Here is an 18,180-nt window from a genome sequence, read left to right as displayed (position 1 = left end):
CAGTTCTACCGGCCCACGTTCATCGTCAGGCAGTGTCTTTCGAACAACAATAAAAGGACGCACCACCATGAAAAAACTGAAACTCACGCTGCTCGCCGGCGCCCTGGCCCTGCTCTCGCTTCCGGTCATGGCCGACGCTACTAACCCCAAGATCGGTTTCTCCATCGATGATCTGCGCCTGGAGCGCTGGTCCAGGGACCGTGACTATTTCGTCGCGGCGGCGGAAAAAATGGACGCCAAAGTCTTCGTCCAGTCGGCCGATGCCAACGAGCAGAAGCAGATTTCCCAGATCGAAAACCTCATCTCCCGTGGCGTCGATGTGATCGTCATCGTGCCGTTCAATGCCACCGTGCTGACCAATGCCGTAGCGGAAGCCAAGAAGGCCGGGATCAAGGTGGTGTCCTACGACCGACTGATCCTCAATGCCGACATCGACGCCTACATTTCCTTCGATAACGAAAAAGTCGGCGAGATGCAGGCCAGCGGCGTGTTGAAAGCAGCGCCCAAGGGCAACTACTTTTTGCTCGGCGGCGCGCCCACGGACAACAATGCCAAGGTCCTGCGCGAAGGCCAGATGAAAGTGCTGCAACCGGCCATCGACCGGGGTGATATCAAGATTGTCGGGCAACAGTGGGTCAAGGAATGGAACCCCACCGAAGCCTTGAGCATCGTTGAAAACGCCCTGACCCGGAACGACAACAAGATCGATGGCATCGTCGCCTCCAACGACGCTACCGCAGGCGGTGCCATCCAGGCACTGGCGGCGCAGAAAATGGCCGGCAAGGTGCCAATCTCGGGCCAGGACGCCGACCTGGCGGCGGTCAAGCGGGTGATCGATGGCACCCAGACCATGACCGTCTACAAACCGCTGAAACTGATCGCCACCGAAGCGGCCAAGCTCTCGGTGCAACTGGCGCGTAACGAGAAACCCACCTACACCTCGCAATACGACAATGGCAGCAAGAAAGTCGACACCATCCTGCTCACCCCGACCCCGTTGACCAAGGACAACATCGACCTGCTGGAGAAGGATGGTTTCTACACCAAGGCGCAGATCGCCGGGCAGTGATATTGGGACAACCCTGGGTTGAATGAGACCTGTGGGAGCGAGCCTGCTCGCGATAGCGGTGGTTCAGCTTGCATCGATGTTGTATGTGCTGCCGCCGTCGCGAGCAGGCTCGCTCCCACAGGGGCTTTGCTTGGCTAGCTGCATCTGAGATGCCTGGCCCCAGGGCTGTCACCACCTCTGTCTATGTGTGAGCCCTTTTCATATGAGCCCTCGCCATGTCCGACTACCTGCTGCAAATGAACGGCATCGTCAAAAGCTTTGGCGGCGTCAAAGCCCTCAATGGCATCGACATCAAGGTCAGGCCGGGTGAATGCGTCGGCCTGTGCGGCGAGAACGGCGCCGGTAAGTCCACGCTGATGAAAGTCCTGTCGGCGGTCTACCCCTACGGCACCTGGGACGGTGAAATTGTCTGGGATGGTCAGCCGCTCAAGGCGCATTCGATCAGCGAAACCGAAGCCGCCGGGATCGTCATCATTCATCAGGAACTGACCCTGGTCCCCGACCTGTCGGTGGCCGAAAACATCTTCATGGGCCATGAGCTGACGCTGCCCGGCGGACGCATGAACTACCCGGCGATGATCCACCGTGCCGAAGCCCTGATGCGTGAGCTCAAGGTGCCGGACATGAACGTTTCGCTACCGGTGTCACAATACGGCGGGGGTTACCAGCAACTGGTGGAAATCGCCAAGGCGCTGAACAAACAGGCGCGCCTGCTGATCCTCGATGAACCCTCCTCGGCCCTGACCCGTTCGGAAATCGAGGTGCTGCTGGACATCATCCGCGACCTCAAGGCCAAGGGCGTTGCCTGCGTGTATATCTCCCACAAGCTCGATGAAGTGGCCGCCGTGTGCGACACCATTGCGGTGATCCGCGACGGCAAACACATCGCCACCACCGCCATGACCGACATGGACATTGCCAAGATCATCACCCAGATGGTCGGCCGGGAAATGAGCAACCTCTACCCCACCGAACCCCATGACATTGGCGAGGTGATTTTCGAGGCGCGCCATATCACTTGCTACGACATCGATAACCCGAGGCGCAAACGGGTCGATGACATTTCGTTCGTCCTCAAGCGCGGGGAAATCCTTGGCATCGCCGGGCTGGTCGGCGCCGGTCGCACGGAACTGGTGTCGGCGCTGTTCGGCGCCTACCCCGGCCGCCATGAAGGTGAAGTCTGGCTCAACGGCCAACGGATCGACACGCGCACGCCCCTCAAGTCAATCCGCGCCGGTCTGTGCATGGTTCCTGAAGACCGCAAGCGCCAAGGCATCATTCCCGACCTGGGGGTGGGCCAGAACATCACGCTGGCGGTGCTGGACAACTACTCGAAAATGACCCGCATCGACGCCGAAGCGGAGTTGGGCAGCATCGACCGGGAAATCTCGCGCATGCACCTCAAGACCGCGAGCCCGTTCCTGCCGATCACCAGCCTTTCCGGCGGCAACCAGCAAAAAGCCGTATTGGCCAAGATGCTGCTGACCCAACCCCGCGTGCTGATTCTCGATGAGCCGACCCGTGGCGTGGATGTCGGCGCCAAGTACGAGATCTACAAGCTGATGGGCGCGCTGGCCGCCGAAGGCGTGTCGATCATCATGGTGTCCTCGGAGCTGGCCGAAGTGCTGGGGGTGTCCGACCGCGTCCTGGTGATCGGCGAAGGCCAGTTGCGCGGCGATTTCATCAACCACGAACTCACTCAGGAACAGGTGCTCGCCGCCGCCCTCAGCCACCCCGAAGACCATAACAATAATGATCGGAAGTCCGCGTAGATGAATCAGGTCAAGCAACTCTTCAGCCGCTACAAAATGCTCGCGCTGGTGATCGCCGTGGCGGTGATCTGGCTGTTTTTCAGCTGGCAGACCGAGGGCGGGTTCCTGACCCCGCGCAACCTCTCCAACCTGCTGCGGCAGATGTCCATCACCGGGATTCTGGCCTGCGGCATGGTGCTGGTGATCATCAGCGGCGAGATCGATCTGTCGGTGGGCTCACTGCTTGGATTGCTCGGTGGCCTGGCGGCGATTCTCGACGTGATCTATCACATACCGTTGTTGGCGAACCTGAGCCTGGTTGCCCTGTGTGGCCTGGTGATCGGCCTGGGTAACGGCTACATGACCGCCTACCTGCGCATCCCGTCGTTCATTGTCGGCCTGGGCGGCATGCTGGCCTTTCGCGGTGTTCTGCTGGGCATTACCGGCGGCACCACCATCGCCCCGGTGTCACCAGAGCTGGTCTACATCGGCCAGGGTTATTTGCCGCACTCCGTCGGCACGGGCCTGGGCGTGCTGCTGTTCGCCTTGACCCTGTTCCTGACCTGGAAACAGCGCCGCAATCGCGCCCTGCATGGCCTGGCGGCGCACTCGCTGATGCGTGACGTATTACGCGTGGTGCTGATCGGCGCGGTACTGGCCGGCTTCGTCTATACCCTCAACAGCTACGACGGTATTCCGGTTCCCGTGCTGCTTCTGCTGATTCTGCTCGGCGTGTTCAGCTACGTCACCAGCCAGACCGTGTTCGGACGACGGGTCTACTCGGTGGGCAGCAACATGGAAGCCACGCGCCTGTCCGGCATCAATGTACAGGCGGTGAAGCTGTGGATCTTCGGCATCATGGGCGTGATGTGCGCCCTCGCCGGCGTGGTCAACACCGCGCGTCTGGCCGCAGGCTCACCCTCGGCCGGCAGCATGGGCGAACTCGACGCCATCGCCGCCTGCTTCATCGGCGGCACCTCCATGCGCGGCGGCTCCGGCACCGTCTACGGCGCCCTCCTCGGCGCGCTGGTGATCACCAGCCTGGACAACGGCATGTCCATGCTCGACGTCGACAGTTATTGGCAGATGATCGTCAAGGGCAGCATTCTGGTGCTGGCGGTGTGGGTGGATGTGAGTACGCGGACTGGGCGGCGTTGATCTGAAAGTCGCTATGGCAAAGTCAACTCGACCACCGGTTGGCTTGATGCCATATTAATCCGATTCTAATCGGGAGCGTCCGTGCCATGTCTGCCACGTCTTCAACCTGGTTATTTATCATCCCTTTCGCCATCACCGCTGCGATTCCTGGCCCGGCGCGGTTTCCAGATAGCGGCATAAGGCGTAATCATGCTCATTGAACCTTTCTCCATCGACATCCCCGAACACGCCCTTGAAGACCTGCGGCATCGCTTGCAGAACACCCGGCTGCCGGCGCCCTTGGCCGGGCAAGGTTGGAATGAGGGCATGGACATGGACGTGCTTGGGGACCTTCTCGCGTATTGGTCGAGCGCATTCGATTGGCGCGCTCAGGAGGCAGCACTTAATCGCCTGCCGCAATTTCTCGCCAACATAGGCGAGCAAAGGGTTCATTTCATTCATCAGCGGGGCGTCGGGCCGAATCCGATGCCGCTGATTCTCACCCATGGCTGGCCGGGTTCGTTCATCGAGATGCAACGAATAATCCCGTTGCTGACCGACCCCGCCAGCCATGGCGGCGATCCGACAGATGCCTTTGATGTGGTGGTGCCGTCGCTACCCGGCTACACCTTTTCCGCGCCGTTCAAGCAATCCGACATGGGGCCTTATGAAGTAGCCGGTTTGTGGAGTGAGTTGATGACGGGGCTGGGTTATGACCGGTTTGGCGCCCAGGGCGGGGACATTGGCGCGGGCGTGTCGAGCTGGCTCGGCGTACGGTTTCCCGAGCGGGTGCCAGGCATACACCTCAATTACATCCCGGGGTCCTATCGCCCTCCCCTTGGCGAAACCGAACCACCGCTAACGGAGGCCGAAACGGCCTTCTTGCAACGCGCCGCGGCATTTGCCGATGCCGAGGGTGCCTATGGGCACATCCAGCGAACCAAACCGCAAAGCCTGGCCGTGGGCCTGAATGACTCACCGGCGGGCCTGCTGGCATGGATGGGGGAAAAGATCCTGTCCTGGTGCGATACCCGCCCCGCCATTGATCATGACTGGCTGCTGACCAATGTCACCCTGTACTGGCTGACGAACTGCATCGGCTCGTCGTTTCGCCAGTATGTGGAAGGTAGCAAGCGGCCGTTGCTGTTCAACCACGGAGAACGGGTGAAACCACCGGTTGGGGTTGCGCTGTTTCCCAAGGAACTGCCCATGCCGCCGAGGAGCTGGGTGGAGCGCTGCTATAACGTGGAGCGCTGGACCCTCATGCCTCGGGGTGGTCACTTTGCCGCGCTGGAGCAGCCGGAGTTGTTGGCGGAGGATATCAGGGCGTTTTTTCGCAGCTGTCGCTAGAAAAACTCGGAAAAAGCTCAGCGCAAGCCTTCTGTGGGAGCAAGGCTTGCCCGCGATGAAGATGACGCGGTCTTCCGGGGGACCGAGGTGCCTGCATCGCGAGCAAGCTTTGCTCCCACTGGAACCTGCGCACTCCAAGCAGTGACGGCCAGAGCTGGTCTGAAAATCTCGTAGGAATTTACCTCTGTGGCGAGGGGATTTATCCCCGCTGGGCTGCGAAGCGGCCCCAAACTGGGCACCTCGTTTCGCCAGGTACACCGCAGGCAGCGGTTTTGCGACTGCTGCGCAGCCGAGCGGGAGCAAGCTCCCTCGCCACAGGGGATCCGTGCGTCCTACAGGTCGGTTGTGGGTGCCGGGATCGACTTCTATAGTTGGGTTCGTCGCTGGCTTTGGCCGGTGATGGGGTTTCGCAGCCCGAGTGAACAAATCCAGATACCGTCAAATGAAATTCAGGCAAACTTGCCCGCTTTCATTTTATGGCGGTTGCGCGCGGGAGACTTTCGGGTCTGCCGAGTTTTGGATTGGTTCCTCGGTCTGCGAACCCTCGCGCAACTGCCACCCATTTGATTCGCAGCAAAAAGGTGGCGATTCTTTCTATCAAATGAGTGCAACCTTATGACAACGAATCAACCATCCAGCCGCTTCACCCCTTTCACCAAAACCGCCACCACCCACCCCGTCCTGCTGATCGACACCCACGCTCCACTGCCCGAACTCCATGCCTGCGCCAGCGAACGCCTGCACGCCACGCTCGATTACCTGACGCTGGTGGCCTGCTCCAGCCTGCGCGATTCAGCGACGAGCGACATCAACACCCTCACCAACGTCGCCCGGATTCTGGTACAGGACGTGGCGGATGTGTTTGGCGTGATCGAACAGCGCGGGCTCGAAAGCTAAACAAACAGTTGTATTTTCGCAGCTGTCGCTAGAAAAACTCCGAAAAATCTCAGCGCAAGCCTTCTGTGGGAGCAAGGCTTGCCCGCGATGAAGATGACGCGGTCTTCCGGGGGACCGAGGTGCCTGCATCGCGAGCAAGCTTTGCTCCCACAGAAAGCCGTGCACTCACAGCGGTGCGACAAGAGGTGATCCGAAAATCTCGAGAGAAAATGTACAGCGACCTGGTGAATCACTTCATCGCCCAGGAGATGGAACACTGGACGGCTCTTCAATCCGGGACCTGATCGACACGACAAGCGCCCTGCCTTCAGGCCCAGGCAACCGTCAACAGGCCGGCACCAAGCACGACACATAACGGTGAATAGACCCAGGTGTCGAGCTTGGCGAACGTCGAGCCCTTGACCTCCTTGAAGAAACCCACCAGGTTCGATTCGCCAATGGCGCGGGCGAACATCAGCAAGGCGATCGCGCTGATCAGCCATTGCAAGGCCCGATGGGTGACGGGCGGTGCCAGCAAGCCGACCCGCAGGCACACCAGAACTGCAATCAGCAGCAGCGCGAGGGCCACCAGCAGTGTCAACCAGCCCGATGGGTTGAACGCCGGGCGTAGTGTCTGTCCTTGTGTCACCGGAACCTGAGGCACGACCGCCAGGGCCGCCCACTGCCCGCCCAGGGCCCAATACAAATGAATCAAGCTGATGGTCGCAAATATTGCGACCAGCGACCGAGCCACTAAAAGCGTCATTCGCCAGCCTCCTTGAAAGGTTGAACAATCATCCTAGCTCGAATTCGGCATTTCGCCGCACGGGCGCAGACTGCCGGTTTGCGGCGAATGACGCATTGCTCAAGATCAAGAGTTCAGCCTGGGGCGCTACAGACTGGCGGCGACTTTGTCGGCGACCTCCTTCGGCAACCAGGCCTGCCAGACCTGTGGATGGGCCTTGAGGAATGCCACGGCGGCTTCACGCGGTGGGGTGTGCTTTTCGCTCATGTCGGCCAGGGCCTTGTTCAACGGCTCGATCGGCAGGTCAACCTTACTGAAGAACTCGGCAATGTCCGGGTGCTGCTTCTGGAACGGCGCGGATACGCCAATCGACAGCTTCGAGGCCAGGGAGCGGGTTGGCTGGGGGTTGGGATTGTCGGCATCGGTCAGGGTTTTCCAGGCCTCGGCATCGAACGCGGGCTCTTGCAACTGCACCAACTTGAAACGTCCCAGCAGCGGCGTAGGCGACCAGTAATAAAACAGAATCGGCTTGCCCCGGCGGATCGACGAGCTGATTTCCGCATCCAGCGCCGCTCCCGAACCACTCCGGAAATTCACATAGCTGTCGGCCAGGCCATAGGCCTTGAGCTTCTGCTTGTTGACGACTTCGGAGGTCCAGCCGATGGGGCTGTTGAGGAAGCGGCCCTTGCTGGGGCTTTCCGGGTCTTTGAAGACATGCTTGTAGCGCGCCAGGTCTTCGACGCTGCGCAAATCCGGTGCCAGGGGCTTGATGCCCTTGGCCGGGTCGCCCTTGATCACATACTCCGGGACCCACCAGCCTTCGGTCGCGCCCTTGACCGTATCGCCCAAGGCGATCACTTTGCCTTCAGCCTCGGCCTTGACCCACACCGGGCTGCGCCCCGCCCACTCTTCCCCGATCACCTGGATGTCGTTATTGGCCAGCGCCGTTTCCAGGGTAATGGTGGTACCCGGCAATGTGTCGGTCGGCAACCCATAACCCTTTTCGACGATGACCCGCAGGATATCGGTGATCAGGCTGCCGCTTTCCCAATTCAGGTCGGCAAAATGGATCGGCGCCTGCGCGGCCGATGCCGGGAGTGATGATACCAACACCGCAAAGGTGGTCCAGGCAGCCAACCACTGTCGAACTCGTTTCATGCGTTGCACCTCGTACCAGACACAGCAATAGCTAAATGGTCCTGCGTAACCGGACGCAAACCTCTGAATAGTTCAGTCAACTGACTGTAGCCGAGGTTCCAGGCAGACCTTGCGAAAACTGTTAGCAGGGCGCAAAACCCGGACGCTGCGTCAACCCGCTTCTCACATTCCTCGGGCTGACACGGTACACATCACTCGCTGGCCTTGAAGGTGACAAGTTCGCCTTTGCGCCACTTGGCGGCTTTGGCGGTCACCGCCTTCAAGGTCTTGGTCAGGCCCTCATGCAACTGCTCATTGGCCGCGAATACGGTCACCACGCTGTGACCTTCCTTGAACAGGATCGCGTGACCACCCGGGGTGGTTACGAACGCGTAATCCCCAAGGCCATAGACCGTCAGTTTGATTTCGCGAAACCTGATTTCAAACTTGCCACCTTCACGGCTCGGCAATACCGCTGCACGAAAATGATCACCGACTTTGAGTTCAAGCCCTGGCTTGTCATCGACCACCAGGGCCGATTCAGTGTCTATTTCGGCAACATAAATACCTTCGGCGGTTTGCTCGGTGATGTAGACGAAGCGCGACTGGAATTGCTTGACCAGTTTTGCCCGCAGGTCACCAAGTACGAATAACGCATGCATGTCGAGATTACTTACTGCCAAGGAAACATCCCCATCTTTGTAAACGACCCGCCCTCTGAAAAGGACGGACCACGAGAACCCGTGCCGACTGTGTGTCGCAGTGGACCTGTAACTGAAAATTCGAAGTGAACGGCGTGCCCTGCCCCGGGGCGAGAGAAGACTAAAGGATTGCCACTCTCGCCGTCTTTCCCGCGGGGTCGTCAGAGGCTGAAGGAAAACGCCACTCTGAGCATCGGAAAAGGTGGGACTACTAACTTTAGGGAAATTTCTCACTTAGAAAAGCATTTTTCTGACATCGAGGCCAAAAAAAATTGCTTTAGATAGGCACAGCCATCCACACGGTGCTGCCGATTCTAGAGCAGCCACAGGCGTGGAGACTACTCAAAACGCTCGGTAATTCGTCGGTAAACCATAGAAAAGGAATTCACATGGCCACTTTCACCACCCTGACCCACCCCTTCACTCCTTGCATCACGAACAAGCCCGACACGTTTGACGAGGTCCATTACCTGCCGGTTTCTTTGTTTCAACCGCGTTATCGGGTGGTTCTGGCCGGCAAGTGCTTTTTCCATATTGAAGAAACATCGACTGGCCGTGTACGAGGTTTCCGCACCGATCATAACGAGGCTTGCTACCTGGCCAGGCGTCTGGAACGAAGCGCTTGACCTGATATACGCCACGCCCATCACTTAACTCAGCCGCGACGAGCAACTGCTGCCATACTGCCCGCCCAGCGAAGCCCGTCCCCATTGACGGATCGCGCACCCATACTATGACTTGTGAAGGAAAGGCGCGACGTGACGGAATTTGATATTGGCGAATTTTTCATCCGGGGCGAGGCCAGAGAGGTCGAAGGCGAATTCCAGGCCGTCATCGTGATGCGCGCCAAGCCCCCCTTGACCACCACCCGTTATCATCAGGTGGAAAAGGATCGCTGGTTCAAAACCCCCGAGCTCGCCGCCGAAGCCGCGCGGACAGCGGCAATAGCCCTGAAACTCGCCGTGGATGAAGGCGCGTTGAAAGCCTGAATCCGATCGAACTCCTGACGGGCGCTTGCCTCAGATAAAGGGAAGCAACCGAGGCGCCATGACGGCGCCCGCCCAAGGAGAACCCCATGGAACAGCCCTCGCACGAACTCAGAACCCTGTTCGATCAACTCGGCCTGCCTTCGGACGGCAAAGCCATCGATGACTTCATCATGGCGCATCCGCTGGACCCGGAGATCAAACTGGTGGAGGCCGACTTCTGGTCGGAGCAACAGAAAGATCTACTGCGCGAATGGCTGCTCGCCGACGGCGAAGAGGCGGTGCTGGTGGATCAGTTGAATGTCCGTTTGCACGACGGTAAATAACCGATCAAACCTCGCCACCATTTGTTCAAGTGCAGGCCAGGGAACTGCATGAGGCCTAGCGCGGCTTCTCTGGCTTATAACCCAGCCGCAAGCCACCCCAATGACGCCCCTTGAGCATGATCGGCACAGAAAGGTCATGCATCAGCTCACCCGTATCTCGAGTGTAGGTCTGCAACAGCACGGGCTGCTGGTGGCTGCCGCAACGGATCCCGGTGCGGTCGGAGAATTTGCGTTTGGTGCGATTGTTCACCGTGTCCACTTGCGGGTCGCCGGTCAGTGGCTGGCTGAAGACGTTGTTGTGGGTCGGTACATAACCTTCCTGGGTACAGGCGATCGCGAAGACCAGGCCCTCGTGCCGGGCGAGCAACGGCTCCTGGATGGCCGGCAGGGCCTGATCGGTATAGCGGTCGAAACGGGTCTGGAACTTGGCGGGCTGGGTATTGGGAATCGGCTGGTAGCTGCGGTCGAACAAATCCTCCAGGCTGACACGACCCTGGTCGATGTCCGCCTCGAATCGCGCGGCGATCTGACTCGCCCCTTCGCGTGCGAGGTCGTAGACCCGTTGGTGATAATCGTCCAGGCCGACCTCGGCCAGGCGTTCGCTGATGGTTTCGGCCTGGCCTTCCATTTGCACTGCCGCCTGGGCCAGGCGCTGGGTCTGCTGATCGCTGATGGACAGGTCGCTGCGCATCTGTTCGATGGCATGAAACAGGCTGTCGAGTTGTTCGCGGTTGGTGTCGGTGCCTTGGGCGATGGCGCTGACCTGGGTTTCGACGCCGGCCGCCAGCCGGGCTATGTTTTCCAGGTGCTGGCCGGTGTGTTCGACCTGCTGTACGCCACTGTCCAGGTCGCTGGCCAGTTGCCGGATCTGCTCTACCACCTGGGCGGTGCGCTGCTGGATGTCCGCAACCATTACGCCAACCTCACCGGTCGCCGCAGCCGTGCGCCCGGCCAGCCCACGGACCTCATCAGCCACCACCGCGAAGCCACGACCATGTTCACCGGCCCGTGCAGCTTCGATGGCCGCGTTCAGCGCCAACAGGTTGGTCTGGCTGGCGATCGACTGAATCACCAGGCTTACCCGCTGGATCTCATCGCTGCGCACGCTCAGCGCCTCGATCAACTCGCGACTGTCGTTCGCGCGCTGGCTGAGCTGGTGCATCCGGCTGATGGACTCCACCAGTTCGCTGCGCCCGGCAACGCTGCTGCGATGGGCCTCACTGGCGGCACTCAGGGCCTGCTGGCTGAGTTGCGAGGTGGCCTGCTCGGTGGCAATCATCGATTCGGCATTGCCGACGATTTGCGCCGCCGCGTCGAGCTGCGACTGGACCTTGCCAGCCAATTGCTTGACCGAATAGGCGACGCCGGCCGCCGACAAAGCGTTATGGCTGGTGGTGTAAGACAGGTCACGGGTCAGCTCGGCCAACGTGTCCGCGGCTACCGGCTCAGGCGCGGCAGCCAGGCGCGAGCGTAGGCGCGGCAGCCAGACGATGAGCATCGCCAGGGGCAGGCCCAGATACAACGACCAGCCGCCCAGCGTCATGCCGCATAGCAGCAATGTCAGCGCCAGGCTCTGCAAAGTCGGCGTCAACCAGCGCGCCATGCTGTTGGCCACAGGCACCTGTGCCTGTACCGCATTCGCCACGGAACCGTCTGTCGCCATGTTGATCACCCACATTTCTCGTTGTTATACCTGCATTAAACGCCACTACGAAGCCATTATCCATGGTCCATTAGTCGTGTTCTTGCGGGGGGTCAACGGAAGTAGACGAACAGGCGCAGACGAAAGCAAAAAATCGCAGCTTCCGGATGAAAGCTGCGATCTTTTCTGAAACGCGAATCAGGCCTGACGCTGATGCTTGTCGATCTGCTCGTGACGTTCCTGAGCTTCGATGCAGTACTTGGTGGTCGGACTGATCAGCAGGCGCTTGAGGCCGATTGGCTCGCCGCTGTCATCACACCAGCCGAAGCTGTCGTCGTTGATACGGTCCAGGGCCTGCTCCAACTGAGGCAGCATGCGCTGGTCGCGATCGATGGCGTTGACCAGCCAGGTCCGCTCTTCTTCTACGGAAGCAGCGTCCGCCGGGTCAGCCGGGGTATCCAGGCTCTCAATGGCGATTCGGTTCTGTTCGATGCGCTCGTGGGTTTCCACTTTCATGTTCTGCAACAGCTTGGTGAAGAAAGCCAGCTGCTCGGCATTCATGTAGTCATCCGCCGGCATGGCCAGCAACTTTTCCTTTGTCATTGATTTCTCTATAAAAAAACGTGCATTAAGACGAATTATGAAGCGTCCCGCAGCGCGCTGCCACGCTCATCGGGAAGGCGCCGTCTATTCCAAGCGCCACCCGGCACTCAATTTACGAGGGGCGGCAGTCTAAGGCCGAGTCGAAGCGTCAGCAACTGAAAACATAGGGAAAATGTCCGACAACCCTTCTAAATGTTCTCTGACAAGCTTTTGGTAGTCATCGGAGTGCGTTTATAACAAGAAATTCGATGCAATAGCTGTATCAAGAAGACAAATGGCAGCGCCACGCGGGTCAGGCGTGGCGCTTTATCGCAGCGAAAGAACGTTCAGCGTTTGAGTTTGCGCTTGTTGCGGTACTGGTCGATGACCACCGCCACCACAATGATCAAGCCCTTGATGATGTCCTGGATGTAGGCATCGACCCCGACGAAGGTGAACCCGCTGGCCATGACTCCGAGGATCAGCGCTCCGATCACCGTCCCGGTGATGCGCCCCACCCCGCCCGCCAGGCTGGTGCCGCCGATCACCGCCGCGGCAATCGCGTCCAGCTCATAGGACATGCCCATACCGGCTTGCCCGGTGGCGGCCCGCGCCGAAGCCACTACCCCGGCCAGCCCCGCCAGCAAGCCGGCGATGCTGTAGACGATCACCAGGTGGCGCTTGACGTTGATGCCCGAGGTGCGCGCCGCCTGCATGTTGCCGCCGATGGCGTAGGTGTACTTGCCGTACTTGGTGTAGCGCAGGGCGATATGGAAAATCACCGCCACCACCAGGAAAATGATCACCGGCATGGCGCCATGACCGATGGCGGTATAGGAATCGGACAACATGCTCACCGGTTGGCCTTCGGTGTAGTAACGCGCCAGGCCGCGGGCCGAGACCATCATGCCGAGGGTGGCAATAAAGGGAGGAATGCCCGTCAGCGCGATGATGCTGCCGTTGATTGCCCCGGCCAAAAGCCCTACGCCCAACCCCGCCACCACCGGTATCCACACCGGCAAGTCCGTCAGGGAGGGGAACACCGCCCGGGTGAAGTCCGAGGTCTGGGCCAGGCTCGCGGCGATCATGGCTGACAACGCCAGGACCGATCCGGACGACAGGTCGATACCGGTGGTGATGATCACCTGCGTCACCCCGATGGCCAGCAGACCGATGATCGACACTTGCAGGATCATCAGCACCAGGCGCTGGGAGTTCATCAGGAAACTCTGGTCGCGCACGATCCAGCCGAACACTTCGAACACCAGGCCGATGCCGATCAGCACCAGGAAGATACTCAGTTCCGTCGGTAGCCGCCGACGTGTCCGGGCCGGTGCGGCCGCGGGTTTGTTTTCCAGTATCGCGTTCATAGCATTCACCTTTTTCTATGTGGCGAGGGCGCTGGCTCCCGCTGGGTTCTGTAGGAGCTGACTCGCGGAGCGAGGCTGCGATCTTTTGATCTTTCGCTTGTGACTCAGGTGTCTGGGGAAAGATCGCAGCCTCGTTGCACTCGACAGCTCCTACAGAGCCCAGCGCGAGTTTGCGCCCTTCTATTATCAGGACAGGCCCGAGGCCAGTTGCATGACCCGTTCCTGGGTCGCTTCGTTGCGATCCAGCGTGCCCATCAGGTCACCTTCATGCATCACCATCACGCGGTCGCTCATGCCCAGTACTTCCGGCAGTTCCGAAGAAATCATGATCACCGCCATGCCTTCGCTGGCGAGGTAGGAAATGAGTCGGTAGATCTCGGCCTTGGCGCCAACGTCGATGCCACGGGTCGGCTCGTCGAGGATCAGGATGCGCGGGTTGGTCATCAGCCAGCGGGCCAGCAGGGCTTTCTGTTGGTTGCCGCCGGACAAGGTGTCGATGCACTGTTCCAGGGATGGGGTCTTGACCCTCAACTTCTTGCACATGTCTTCGCACAACGCGCGCAGGGCTTTCTGCTGGATGAAACCGTTGCCGACGTAGTGGGGCAACACGGCCATTTCCATGTTTTCCAGCACCGACAGGCACGGGAACAGGCCGCTGAGCTTGCGATCTTCGGTCAACAGCGCAAAGCCCTTTTCGATCGCCATGTGCGGGTCGCTGATGCGCACCGGTTGGCCGTCCAGGAAGATTTCGCCGCTGGTGCTCGGGGTGACCCCGAAAATCGCCTCGGCGACGTTGGTCCGACCCGAGCCCATGAGTCCGGCGATGCCAAGGATTTCCCCGGCATGCAGGTCGAAAGTCACGTTTTTGAAAATGCCATCCAGGCTCAGCTCACGCACCGACAGCACCAGATCGCCGATGGGTTTGTCCCGCTCCGGGAACAACTGGCTCAATTCGCGCCCGACCATCATTGATATCAGGCTGTCGCCGTCCATGCTGTCGGCCCGTTGCAGGCCGATGTAGGCGCCGTCGCGAAATACCGCCACTTCATCGGCGATGGCGAACACTTCGTTCATTTTGTGGGTGATGTAGATGATGCCCTTACCCTGAGACTTGAGGTCGGCGATGATCGAGAACAGATGGGCGACCTCCGTCTCGGTGATGGCCGAGGTCGGCTCGTCCATGATCAGAATGTCGGAGTCGTAGGACACCGCCTTGGCGATCTCGACCATCTGCCGTTCGGCAATGCTCAGGTTGCCCACCTGCTCCTCGGGATCAAGGTTGATACGCAGGCGCTCCAGCAATTTGGCGGTGCAACGGTGCATTTCCCCGTGATCGACCATATGCAGGCCGTTGAGCTGCTCGCGGCCGATCCAGATATTTTCGGCGATGCTCATGTGGGGCATCAGGTTCAGTTCCTGGTGGATCATCGCGATGCCAGCCTGCAAGGCTGCCAAAGGTGTGTCGAACTTCACCGGTTTGCCTCGCAGGCGCAATTCACCGGCGTCCGGCTGGTAGATGCCGGCCACGATTTTCATCAGGGTGGATTTGCCCGCACCGTTCTCGCCCATCAAGGCCAGCACCGAGCCGGGGCGCACCCGCAATTGCACATCCGAAAGGGCCACCACGCCGGGAAACCCCTTGCTGACATTGACGACTTCCAGCAGGTACGGTTCTTCAGGTATTCCGTCCGGCCGGACAGTAGCCGCCGAGGCGCTCGAAGCAGTCGCTGAAGCGAACATGGTCAGGTACTCCCCTTGGCAAGGTCGACGGTGCGACCTCGCCTGCTTATTGTGGTGGTGGCGATGGGTTGAACGTCACTTGAACTGGTCGACGTTCTGCGGGGTGATCAGGCGATACGGCACCCACACGGCCTGCTCGACGGGCTGCTTCTTGACCATTTTCACCGCCGTGTCGATCGAACCGTCGGCCTGGCCCTTGGCGTCCTGGAACACCGAGACCGCCATTTCGCCTTTCTTGATGGCGTTCAAACCGTCCGGCGTGCCGTCAACCCCGGCGATCAATACCGTGCCCGGCTTAGTGCCCACTTGCTTGAGTGCCATCGCGGCGCCAATGGCCATCTCGTCGTTGTTGGCCACCACCGCTTGGAACTCGCGTCCCTGGGTCAACCAGTCGTTGACCAGGGTCATGCCCTTGTCGCGCAACCAAGTGCCGGTCTGTTCCTGTTCGATCTTGATGTTGGGGTACTTGGCAAGCACGTCCTTGACGCCCTTGGTACGGTTGGCGGTGGAGTTGTTGGCCAGGTCACCCAACAAGATGACGATGTTGCCCTTGCCGCCCATCTTGTCGGCCAGGTATTGCATCTGCATCCGCCCGGCTTCCAGATCATCGGAGGCTACGGTGACCACGCCTTCCGGCAACTTCGGTTCGTCCGGGCGGCGGTTGACGTACACCAGGGGGATGCCGGCGGCCACCGCGGCCTTGGTGATGCGCTGGGTCGCAGCGGTATCCACCGGGTTGACGATGAGCGCGTCGACCTTCTGACTGATAAAACTTTCCACCTGGCTCAGTTGCTTGACCACGTCGCTGCGTGCGTCTTCGAACTGCAGGGTCACGCCATCCGGCAGGGATTTGGCCTTGCTGTCCATCGACTCACGCAGGTACGTCAGCCAGGTGTCATCAAACTGGGACATGCTGACGCCGATCTTCAGGTCCGCCAGGGCGGCGCCGCTGGTGAGCATCAACGACAGGGCCAGCGAGGCGATACGGGTCTTGGTCTTCATGAACGGTCTTTCTCCACTTTTTTGTTGGTTTTATGGATAAGGCGTGATGGATCTCAGGAACGGGGCAAACGCACGATGGGCGCTCCGGGCATGCAACACACCACGGCGCCGTTGCGCTGGATGCACAGGGATTCGAACAGGGGAAGGATTGCGCACAAGCGCAGCGGGCGTGGCAGGTGAAACGCAGAACGGCTGAAGGTTTTCATCGACGGTACCTGGCTGTGTTTCTTGTTTTTGTTTTGTCCGTGATTTGCTCAAGGCTGGCTTGGCAAAAGACGAACAGGGTTGTCGGTAACCTGGAATCGACTTTATTGGAAAATATTTTCCATATCAACTAATTTTAGAATTTTATTCGTTTTTTATTCCATGGCCGACAGGCGTGGATAACCTCACCACTTCACCCTGTTCGGCGCTCTGCCTTGCCGCGTCCAGAATGCGCGTGGTCGCCAGTGCATCACGGGCTTGCACTGGCAGCGGGCCGGCGTTCTGCAAGGCGGTTTGCAGACGCTGGTAGAACGCCATCCAGCAGCCGCGCTCCGACGCCACACGCTCGCGCTCGCTGCCTTGCTCGAACCAGCCCCAGCGCCGATGCTCTTCGCTCCCCCAGCGCTCACCCTCGGTCGTCGGGCTCAACCCGACCAACGCCTGGGCCTCCTGCCCGTCCAGGCCCTCGACGGTGTAGCAGCCCCCGCTGCCGCTGACCCGAAAGCGCGGGCGCGGTGCGTTTTGCAGACAACTGCCGCTCAGGTGGGAAAGCACGCCGCTGGCGTGGGTCAGGCACATAAAAAAGCCGTTGTCGAACACCTGGCCGGGTTGTCGGTAATCCAGCTCGGCGTAAACCCTGGTCACCGGCCCGAACAATTGCAGCGCCTGGTCCACCAGATGGCTACCCAGGTCCCGCAGGAACCCGCCGCCGCTGCCTTTGCCGACTGACGTTGGTGAATAGCGCTCGACGCTGGACTCAAAACGAATGACTTGTCCCAGCGCAGCGGACTCCAGCAGTTTGCGCAAGGTCAGGTAGTCCGAATCCCAGCGGCGGTTCTGGTACACAGTCAGCGGCACGTTGCGCTGCTCGGCGGCTAGCACCATCGCCTCGGCCTGCGCGGCATCAAGGGCGAAAGGTTTGTCGCTGACCACTGCGACGCCCAGCTCAATGGCCTGCATGACCAAGGCCGGACGACCGTCCAGCGGCGTGGACACCACCACCGCATCGACGCCTGCGGCCACCAACTGCTCGAGGGTATCGAAGGCTTGGGCGTGCGGGTGCTCGTTCGCCAGTTGCTGGCGGCGCTCAGCGGACCGCGTCACCACGCCGACAAACGTAGCCCCGGGCAGACTGCTGATCAGCGGCGCATGAAAAAACCGCCCGCCCTTGCCGTAGCCTACTAGTCCGATTCGCATGAAAGCTCCTGGTTAATCACTGAATGAATGCAACCCCTGTGGGAGCTGAGCTTGCTCGCGATGGCGGTAAATCAGCTTGCATTGATGCCGAATGTGCCGCCGTCATCGCGAGCAAGCCCGGCTCCCACTGTTTGTTCTCGGGTAACTGCGGGAACTCTGCTCACCACAGATCACATGTGGGAGCGAGCCTGCTCGCGATGGCGGCGGGTCCTCCAGCATTAATGTCGACTGACCCAACGCTATCGCGAGCAAGCCCGGCTCCCACAGTTTGTTCTCGGGTAACTGCGGGAACTCTGCTCACCACAGACCCCATGTGGGAGCGAGCCTGCTCGCGATGGCGGCGGGTCCTCCAGCATTAATGTCGA

The 18,180-nt window shown here is 60.1% G+C and carries 18 protein-coding genes; 8 read left to right on the top strand and 10 right to left on the bottom strand.

The window, feature by feature from the left end; translation table 11 throughout:
- Positions 1-67 precede the first annotated feature (67 nt).
- The 5 genes from xylF to MA884_RS04115 all read left to right on the top strand — a co-directional run bounded on the left by xylF (position 68) and on the right by MA884_RS04115 (position 6,204).
- Positions 68-1,069 carry a D-xylose ABC transporter substrate-binding protein gene (gene xylF, locus MA884_RS04135; RefSeq protein WP_256229161.1) on the top strand — a complete coding sequence of 334 codons (1,002 nt, stop codon included), beginning with the start codon at positions 68-70 and terminating at the stop codon, positions 1,067-1,069.
- Between the two features lie 215 nt (positions 1,070-1,284).
- Positions 1,285-2,841, top strand: a complete 1,557-nt coding sequence (xylG, locus tag MA884_RS04130) for a D-xylose ABC transporter ATP-binding protein (protein ID WP_256229160.1) — start codon at positions 1,285-1,287, stop codon at positions 2,839-2,841.
- Positions 2,842-3,978 (top strand): sugar ABC transporter permease, encoded by a 1,137-nt coding sequence (locus MA884_RS04125; RefSeq protein WP_256229159.1) that lies wholly within the window; start codon positions 2,842-2,844, stop codon positions 3,976-3,978.
- A gap of 189 nt (positions 3,979-4,167) precedes the next feature.
- On the top strand, positions 4,168-5,307 hold the full coding sequence (locus MA884_RS04120; RefSeq protein ID WP_256229158.1) for an epoxide hydrolase family protein: 1,140 nt from the start codon (positions 4,168-4,170) through the stop codon (positions 5,305-5,307).
- A 615-nt stretch (positions 5,308-5,922) separates the two neighbouring features.
- A complete protein-coding gene (locus MA884_RS04115) occupies positions 5,923-6,204 on the top strand; it encodes a fructose-bisphosphate aldolase (RefSeq protein ID WP_256229157.1) in 282 nt (93 codons plus the stop codon).
- Positions 6,205-6,511: 307 nt separating this feature from the next.
- Here MA884_RS04115 and MA884_RS04105 read toward each other — a convergent pair whose 3' ends face one another.
- The 3 genes from MA884_RS04105 to MA884_RS04095 form a co-directional block, all read right to left on the bottom strand.
- Entirely contained in the window at positions 6,512-6,949 is a 438-nt protein-coding gene (locus tag MA884_RS04105; protein ID WP_256229156.1) for a DUF3995 domain-containing protein, read from the bottom strand.
- Positions 6,950-7,075: 126 nt separating this feature from the next.
- On the bottom strand, positions 7,076-8,086 hold the full coding sequence (locus MA884_RS04100) for an ABC transporter substrate-binding protein (RefSeq protein ID WP_256229155.1): 1,011 nt from the start codon (positions 8,084-8,086) through the stop codon (positions 7,076-7,078).
- A gap of 191 nt (positions 8,087-8,277) precedes the next feature.
- The gene (locus MA884_RS04095) at positions 8,278-8,727 is read right to left on the bottom strand and encodes a hypothetical protein (protein ID WP_256229194.1); all 450 of its coding nucleotides are present in this window, start codon (positions 8,725-8,727) and stop codon (positions 8,278-8,280) included.
- Positions 8,728-9,155: 428 nt separating this feature from the next.
- On the opposite strand from MA884_RS04095, the gene MA884_RS04090 reads away from it, so the two are divergent.
- The 3 genes from MA884_RS04090 to MA884_RS04080 all read left to right on the top strand — a co-directional run bounded on the left by MA884_RS04090 (position 9,156) and on the right by MA884_RS04080 (position 10,078).
- Positions 9,156-9,392 carry a hypothetical protein gene (locus MA884_RS04090; protein ID WP_256229154.1) on the top strand — a complete coding sequence of 79 codons (237 nt, stop codon included), beginning with the start codon at positions 9,156-9,158 and terminating at the stop codon, positions 9,390-9,392.
- Positions 9,393-9,524: 132 nt separating this feature from the next.
- Positions 9,525-9,755, top strand: a complete 231-nt coding sequence (locus MA884_RS04085; RefSeq protein WP_256229153.1) for a hypothetical protein — start codon at positions 9,525-9,527, stop codon at positions 9,753-9,755.
- Positions 9,756-9,841: 86 nt separating this feature from the next.
- Entirely contained in the window at positions 9,842-10,078 is a 237-nt protein-coding gene (locus MA884_RS04080; RefSeq protein WP_092398847.1) for a DUF2789 family protein, read from the top strand.
- 55 nt (positions 10,079-10,133) lie between these two features.
- Here MA884_RS04080 and MA884_RS04075 read toward each other — a convergent pair whose 3' ends face one another.
- The 7 genes from MA884_RS04075 to MA884_RS04045 form a co-directional block, all read right to left on the bottom strand.
- Positions 10,134-11,357 carry a methyl-accepting chemotaxis protein gene (locus MA884_RS04075; protein WP_371134730.1) on the bottom strand — a complete coding sequence of 408 codons (1,224 nt, stop codon included), beginning with the start codon at positions 11,355-11,357 and terminating at the stop codon, positions 10,134-10,136.
- Positions 11,358-11,918: 561 nt separating this feature from the next.
- Positions 11,919-12,323 carry a TraR/DksA C4-type zinc finger protein gene (locus MA884_RS04070; protein ID WP_003202859.1) on the bottom strand — a complete coding sequence of 135 codons (405 nt, stop codon included), beginning with the start codon at positions 12,321-12,323 and terminating at the stop codon, positions 11,919-11,921.
- A gap of 326 nt (positions 12,324-12,649) precedes the next feature.
- Positions 12,650-13,672 carry an ABC transporter permease gene (locus MA884_RS04065; protein WP_256229151.1) on the bottom strand — a complete coding sequence of 341 codons (1,023 nt, stop codon included), beginning with the start codon at positions 13,670-13,672 and terminating at the stop codon, positions 12,650-12,652.
- 186 nt (positions 13,673-13,858) lie between these two features.
- The gene (locus tag MA884_RS04060) at positions 13,859-15,412 is read right to left on the bottom strand and encodes a sugar ABC transporter ATP-binding protein (RefSeq protein WP_256229150.1); all 1,554 of its coding nucleotides are present in this window, start codon (positions 15,410-15,412) and stop codon (positions 13,859-13,861) included.
- Positions 15,413-15,487: 75 nt separating this feature from the next.
- On the bottom strand, positions 15,488-16,414 hold the full coding sequence (locus MA884_RS04055) for a sugar ABC transporter substrate-binding protein (RefSeq protein WP_256229149.1): 927 nt from the start codon (positions 16,412-16,414) through the stop codon (positions 15,488-15,490).
- A gap of 53 nt (positions 16,415-16,467) precedes the next feature.
- On the bottom strand, positions 16,468-16,620 hold the full coding sequence (locus MA884_RS04050) for a hypothetical protein (RefSeq protein ID WP_256229148.1): 153 nt from the start codon (positions 16,618-16,620) through the stop codon (positions 16,468-16,470).
- A 142-nt stretch (positions 16,621-16,762) separates the two neighbouring features.
- A complete protein-coding gene (locus MA884_RS04045) occupies positions 16,763-17,815 on the bottom strand; it encodes a Gfo/Idh/MocA family protein (RefSeq protein WP_256229147.1) in 1,053 nt (350 codons plus the stop codon).
- Positions 17,816-18,180 lie beyond the last annotated feature (365 nt).

Source organism: Pseudomonas sp. Q11, assembly GCF_024494355.1.
In the GTDB taxonomy this organism is placed as follows: domain Bacteria; phylum Pseudomonadota; class Gammaproteobacteria; order Pseudomonadales; family Pseudomonadaceae; genus Aquipseudomonas; species Aquipseudomonas hefeiensis.
The sequence above is the reverse complement of the archived record's forward strand: the minus strand, read 5'-3'. Positions and strand labels throughout refer to the sequence as shown.

Coding starts and splice junctions, on each gene's coding strand:
- xylF (WP_256229161.1), top strand. CDS start 68: ATGAAAAAACTGAAACTCACGCTGCTCGCCGGCGCCCTGGCCCTGCTC.
- MA884_RS04120 (WP_256229158.1), top strand. CDS start 4,168: ATGCTCATTGAACCTTTCTCCATCGACATCCCCGAACACGCCCTTGAA.
- MA884_RS04050 (WP_256229148.1), bottom strand. CDS start 16,620: ATGAAAACCTTCAGCCGTTCTGCGTTTCACCTGCCACGCCCGCTGCGC.
- MA884_RS04095 (WP_256229194.1), bottom strand. CDS start 8,727: ATGCATGCGTTATTCGTACTTGGTGACCTGCGGGCAAAACTGGTCAAG.
- MA884_RS04115 (WP_256229157.1), top strand. CDS start 5,923: ATGACAACGAATCAACCATCCAGCCGCTTCACCCCTTTCACCAAAACC.
- MA884_RS04100 (WP_256229155.1), bottom strand. CDS start 8,086: ATGAAACGAGTTCGACAGTGGTTGGCTGCCTGGACCACCTTTGCGGTG.
- MA884_RS04070 (WP_003202859.1), bottom strand. CDS start 12,323: ATGACAAAGGAAAAGTTGCTGGCCATGCCGGCGGATGACTACATGAAT.
- MA884_RS04105 (WP_256229156.1), bottom strand. CDS start 6,949: ATGACGCTTTTAGTGGCTCGGTCGCTGGTCGCAATATTTGCGACCATC.
- MA884_RS04075 (WP_371134730.1), bottom strand. CDS start 11,357: ATGATTGCCACCGAGCAGGCCACCTCGCAACTCAGCCAGCAGGCCCTG.
- MA884_RS04080 (WP_092398847.1), top strand. CDS start 9,842: ATGGAACAGCCCTCGCACGAACTCAGAACCCTGTTCGATCAACTCGGC.
- MA884_RS04060 (WP_256229150.1), bottom strand. CDS start 15,412: ATGTTCGCTTCAGCGACTGCTTCGAGCGCCTCGGCGGCTACTGTCCGG.
- MA884_RS04125 (WP_256229159.1), top strand. CDS start 2,842: ATGAATCAGGTCAAGCAACTCTTCAGCCGCTACAAAATGCTCGCGCTG.
- MA884_RS04055 (WP_256229149.1), bottom strand. CDS start 16,414: ATGAAGACCAAGACCCGTATCGCCTCGCTGGCCCTGTCGTTGATGCTC.
- MA884_RS04045 (WP_256229147.1), bottom strand. CDS start 17,815: ATGCGAATCGGACTAGTAGGCTACGGCAAGGGCGGGCGGTTTTTTCAT.
- MA884_RS04065 (WP_256229151.1), bottom strand. CDS start 13,672: ATGAACGCGATACTGGAAAACAAACCCGCGGCCGCACCGGCCCGGACA.
- MA884_RS04090 (WP_256229154.1), top strand. CDS start 9,156: ATGGCCACTTTCACCACCCTGACCCACCCCTTCACTCCTTGCATCACG.
- xylG (WP_256229160.1), top strand. CDS start 1,285: ATGTCCGACTACCTGCTGCAAATGAACGGCATCGTCAAAAGCTTTGGC.